6 protein-coding genes are annotated in these 4,923 nt (G+C 71.9%); 3 read left to right on the forward strand and 3 right to left on the reverse strand.

What is annotated here, in order from left to right; all coding sequences use genetic code 11:
* Positions 1 to 62: 62 nt before the first annotated feature.
* Positions 63 to 704 (reverse strand): CGNR zinc finger domain-containing protein, encoded by a 642-nt coding sequence (locus GT042_RS38605; protein ID WP_161306955.1) that lies wholly within the window; start codon positions 702 to 704, stop codon positions 63 to 65.
* Positions 705 to 765: 61 nt separating this feature from the next.
* Between GT042_RS38605 and GT042_RS01950 the strand changes: the two genes are divergently transcribed.
* The gene (locus GT042_RS01950; protein WP_161306956.1) at positions 766 to 1,554 is read left to right on the forward strand and encodes an AzlC family ABC transporter permease; all 789 of its coding nucleotides are present in this window, start codon (positions 766 to 768) and stop codon (positions 1,552 to 1,554) included.
* Positions 1,551 to 1,850: an AzlD domain-containing protein gene (locus GT042_RS01955; protein WP_161306957.1), complete on the forward strand. Its 300-nt coding sequence runs from the start codon at positions 1,551 to 1,553 to the stop codon at positions 1,848 to 1,850. The genes GT042_RS01950 and GT042_RS01955 overlap by 4 nt, the downstream gene beginning before the upstream one ends.
* Before the next feature lie 18 nt (positions 1,851 to 1,868).
* Here GT042_RS01955 and GT042_RS01960 read toward each other — a convergent pair whose 3' ends face one another.
* A complete protein-coding gene (locus GT042_RS01960) occupies positions 1,869 to 2,786 on the reverse strand; it encodes a hypothetical protein (RefSeq protein ID WP_161306958.1) in 918 nt (305 codons plus the stop codon).
* A 138-nt stretch (positions 2,787 to 2,924) separates the two neighbouring features.
* The gene (locus GT042_RS01965; protein WP_161306959.1) at positions 2,925 to 3,362 is read right to left on the reverse strand and encodes a DUF2267 domain-containing protein; all 438 of its coding nucleotides are present in this window, start codon (positions 3,360 to 3,362) and stop codon (positions 2,925 to 2,927) included.
* Positions 3,363 to 3,723: 361 nt separating this feature from the next.
* Between GT042_RS01965 and GT042_RS01970 the strand changes: the two genes are divergently transcribed.
* On the forward strand, positions 3,724 to 4,923 hold a 1,200-nt coding region (locus tag GT042_RS01970), incomplete at its 3' end, for a glutamate-cysteine ligase family protein (RefSeq protein WP_161306960.1).

Below are 4,923 nucleotides of genomic sequence, written 5' to 3' on the forward strand. Positions count from 1 at the left end.
GCGGGAGCCGTACGCCGGAAGGGCGTTGAACCGTCCGGCGCTCCGCGTCCGCGCCCGTGTGGTCATCCGCGCTGCCGGGTGCGGGAGTAGTGGCGTCTGGCGCGGTCCCTGTTGCCGCAGTCCTGCGAGCTGCACCAGCGCCGGGTCCCGCTCCGGGAGCGGTCGAGGAAGAACCAGCCGCATCCGGGGCCCTCACAACGCCGGACCCGGTCCAGGCCGTCCCCGCTCAGCAGGCCCTCCGTCCGCAGCGCCAGCGCGTGACGGAGGCCGTCGAAACGCTCCGTACCGGACTGCCACCGCAGGGGGAAGGCGGGGAGCAGCACGGCGTCCTCGCGGGCCTGCACCAGCACCCGGCGCAGTGCCTCCCACTCCCCCGCAGGAGGCTCCTCGTCGTCGACGAGGGCGTCCAGCACCGGCCAGAGGGTGGCGCGCAGCTCCAGGAGCGCCGCGATCGCGAGCACCGAGTCGCCCTTCCCGGTACGGAGCAGCGCCTCCGCCCGGTCGGCGGTGAGCAGTCCGGCGGTGACGGCCCACCGCGCCCACGCCTCGGCGCCCTGGACACGGTCGGCGGTGCGGGCTGGGTCCAGACGCCAGGCGACGGTGTTGGCGAAGTCGAGGACCGGGTGGCCGCCCACGAATGACGCGCCGGAGTCGTGAGGGCTTCCCGAGGCGGCGGGAGCGCTGAGAACCGGTTGCTTGCTCATGATCCCCCAGCCTACCCCCCTCCTAACAGCCTTGGAGGCTTTTGACTGTTAGGCTTGAGTCATGGACAGTCCCCGATCGGCGAAAGCCGCCGCCTCACCGCGTGCGAGCTTCCTCTCCGGACTCAGGACCGGGTCCGGGCCGGCGACCGCCTCCTTCCTCCTCGCCGTCAGCTTCGGCGCGATCAGCGCCTCACAGGGCTGGGGACATCTCGCACCCGTGATCTGCTCGATGATCGTGTTCTCGGGGTCCGCCCAGTTCGCCCTGCTGGCGACCCTGGGCTCGGGCGGCGGCCTCGCGGGCGCCGTGACGTCGGCGGCACTGATCAACAGCCGTTTCGTCCCCATGGGCATCGCCGTGGCCGGCGATCTGCGCGGCGGCCGGTTCCGCCGCGCGCTCGAAGGCCAGGCGGTGGTCGACGGGTCCTGGGCCGCCGCCCATCTCGGCGGCGGGCGGTTCGACCGGTACCTGCTCTTCGGCGCCACCGCGATCCAGTGGCCCGCCTGGGTCGCGGGCACCGCCCTGGGCGTGGTGGTGTCCCCCGACCCCGACCTCCTGCACCGGCTCGGACTGGACGTCCTCACCCCGGCGCTTTTCGTCGCGCTCCTCTTCGACGAAGTCCGCCGGGAGCGGATCAACCGGCTTCCGGCCCTGCTCGGCGCCGTACTCGCCGCCGGCCTCGTCGTCTTCCTGCCCGCCGGACCCGCCCTGGTGGGCGCGGCGCTCGCGGCACTCGTCGCTCTCTTCAGGGCACCGGCCCGGCCGGCCGCCCGGCCCGAAGACGCCGACGAGAGGAGCGGGACCGAAGAGGCAGTGCGACCCGTCACCTCCGACGAAGAGGTCGCCTCATGACGCTCTGGCTCACCATCGGTGCCGTCGCCGTCCTCAGCTTCACCTGCAAGGCCTTCGGCCCCGCCCTCTTCGGCGGGCGCACACTCCCCCCACGAGCGCGGTCGGTGATCGCCCTCACCGCCCCGGCCCTGCTCGCCGGCTTCGTCGTCGTGGACGTACTGGGCCCCCGCTGGAACGCCCTGGACCTCACCGTGCTCGCCGGACTCGCGGTCGTCCCGCTGCTCCTGTGGCGCAGGGCCCCGCTCCCGGTGGCCCTGGTGGCGGCGGTCGCCGTAACGGCACTCCTGCGTCTGTAGGAGCACGGCTTACGTTGTTCAGTGCACGCGGTCGTCGGCGTGGGAGGGTGGCTGAGGAGGCCAGGCGAGGCCTTCCCCCTTCTGCCAGATCTGGTTGCACGACCCGGTGTGCGCGCACGTGGTGGCGCGGTCGCGCCAGCCGGCCATGTTCATCAGCCCGGCCTTGTCACCCGGGGTCCACACGTCGTTCCAGCTGGAGACGTCGTCCGCGACCCGTACGGAGGACATCAGGGTGTTGTAGCCGCGGAAGGGCGTGTTGTAGTGGGCCAGGCCGAGGGTGTGGCCGATCTCGTGCATCACCGGAATCGCCATCGCGTAGCGCGACCACCGGTCGCCGTTCTCGCTGCCCTTGACCAGACGGGTCCAGGTGTCCGAGGCCGTGAGGCGGATCAGACCGCCGTTGTAGATCGCTCCCCGGTTGTCCAGTGCGGTCGACGGACTGGCGATCCCGGTGGCGGGAATGGTGTCGAAGACAATGGCGATCTCGTCCGAGGGGCGGGAGCCGGGCCACGTGTCGTCGTCGTAGGGCTCGTAACGCAGCCGTCCGCCCACCCATTTGTTGGTCTCCAGGACCATGGTCGACATGACGTCGTCCAGCCCCTTCACCCAACGCTCCTCCTTCGCCTCGGTCTCGGAGTCGGTCGAGCCCCGGTAGTTGAAGTAGAGCTTCACGGTGTAGCTGTCGCGCAGTTCGTAGTAGGCGGGATTGTCGAGACCGCCGACCCGCACCAGGTTGAAGCCGTACGAGTTGGCGGTGTTTCCCCCCGCCCCGGGATTCACCAGCATGGGGCCGGGCTGGTACGGGGTGCGGCCGATGCTCGGGTCGTAGGGCGGGGCGGCCGAAGCCGGGCCCGCCGCCACCAGGACGAGAGACAGGGCGACCGCGGCCGTCACCCTCACGCGCAGTCGCCGCCAGGTCGTTGAAAGGGCGCGCATCGTTCTCCGTCCGTGAGGACACACGATGCCGAGGGACCGCGTGCCGGATCAGAAGAGCACTGCTCGTTCGTCCTCAACAGTAGGAGAGGCCCGGCAGTTCCCGCCGGGAAACCGCCGGTTCCGTGGCGACGCGTCGTCTCAGGCGGCCTGGGCGCGCGAACTCTGTCCGAACAACGGGGCGTAGCTGGACGGGAGCTGGCCCAGGAGGCGCGGGAGGAAGGCGGGGCCGGTGAGGGTGGCGAGGTTGGTGAGAACGGTCTCGGTGTCCCAGCAGGCGACGGCGTAGGGGGAGCCGGTCCGGGCGGCGACGGCTTCGACGAAGTCCCGGTCGGTGAGCGGCTCCACGGCGGGCGCGGACGCCTCGGCGACGAGGAGTTCGGAGACCTCGGCCGGGAGGCGGGTGGCGAGAAGGGCGCGGCCCTGTTCCGTCAGTTGCCGCCCGAGGACGGGGACCACGGCTCGCAGGGCTTCCTCGGCGCGCCGGCGGGTGGGGTAGACGCCGTCGTACCGGACCTTCTCCAGCAACTGTCCGTACGCCGTCGTGGCTGCGCGCTGAGTCGACTCGCGGCGGGTCATGGCTTCCGTTCGCCTTTCTGACGTTGACCTCTGTACCGGTGGGCAGGACCCGGTACGGCCCTTGAGGGGGCGGATCAAAGGAGTCGGACACCCGCTTCCGGGCACCCGGGCACTCGTCTGCCCCCGATTCGCTCCGCCACACCCCCTACCCCGCGGCTCTCGCGCACGGTGGCAGGTCCCCCGCCGCCGACAACGTGCCGCACGGGGAATCTCCCCGCGCGGCTGAGGGGGATGGGCAAAAATGGCGCCTTGCCCGGGCGGCCACACCTCCCGCAGCCTTGAGGGGGTGCATGATCCGAGACGACGGCCGGTCGCGGTGCCAGCCGCGTGCCCGGTCCACGACGACAGCCGGGAGCAGGTCATGGGACGTGATCTTCCACAGCGCGACTTCACCGACGAGGACGCCGTGCGGTTCGCGGCGCGGTTGCGCGCCTCGCTCGGTCTTCTCGACGAGCTCCTCTCCTCGCCCGGCTTCGGGGACGAGGAGCGGACGATCGGCGCCGAGCTGGAGATGTTCCTGGTGACACCGGACGGTGTCCCCGTCCCCCGGAACGAGGAGGTGCGCGCGACGGCCGCCGACCCCCGCCTCGTCCTGGAGGTCAACCGCTACAACCTGGAGGCCAACCTCACCCCCGTTCCCCTCCGCTCCCGTCCGTTCTCAGCACTCCACGACGAGGCCACGGCCCTCCTGGACGTGGTGCGCGAGGCGGGAGCCGGGTACGGAGCCGAGCCGTACTGCTCCGGGATCCTGCCGACGTTACGGCCCCGCGACCTGACGCGGCGCAACGTGTCAGCCAGGCGCCGGTACGCGCTGCTCGACGACGCGCTGGGGAGGGAACGGCGCGGACTGCGCGTCACCGGTGAGCAGCGGTACCGGATGCGCTCCGACACGATCTGCGCGCAGGGCGCCGCCAGTTCCTGGCAGGTCCATCTCACGGTACGGCCCGAGGAGTTCACCCGGGTCCACAACGCCGCCCAGCTCATGACGGCGCCCGTCCTCGCCGTCGCCGCCAACTCGCCGCTGCTGATGGGCAGACGGGTGTGGGACGAGACCCGGATCCCCTGGTACGAGCAGGCCTTCGGCCAGCACCGGCGCCGGGTCGTTCCGGCGGACCGGCGTTCCGGCTTCGGCCAGGACTGGCTGGGCGGGGACGTACGGGAACTGATCGAGGCGTCGGTGAGCCGGTACGCGCCACTGATGCCGTTCAACTCCGAGGGGCCCTGGGCCAGGCCCGACCGGCCCGGCGGTCTGCCGGCGCTGGAGGAGCTGCGGCTGCATCTGGGCACTTTGTGGTGGTGGAACCGCCTGGTCTACGACCCGGCCGGGGCCGGGCACCTGCGGATCGAACTGCGCGCGCTGCCGTCGGGCCCGACGCCCGCCGACATGGTGGCCAACACCGCGCTGCTGACCGGGCTGGTCCTCGACCGCGCCGCACGCGAATCCCGCAGCGAACTCCCCTTCGCCCTCGCGCGGGAGAACTTCTACACGGCGGCCCGCGACGGCATGGCGGCCCGCCTGTGGTGGCCGTCCGGCTCGGGGGCGCCCGTCCGGTTGACCGCC

The sequence above is a fragment of the Streptomyces sp. SID3212 genome, assembly GCF_009865405.1.
In the GTDB taxonomy this organism is placed as follows: domain Bacteria; phylum Actinomycetota; class Actinomycetes; order Streptomycetales; family Streptomycetaceae; genus Streptomyces.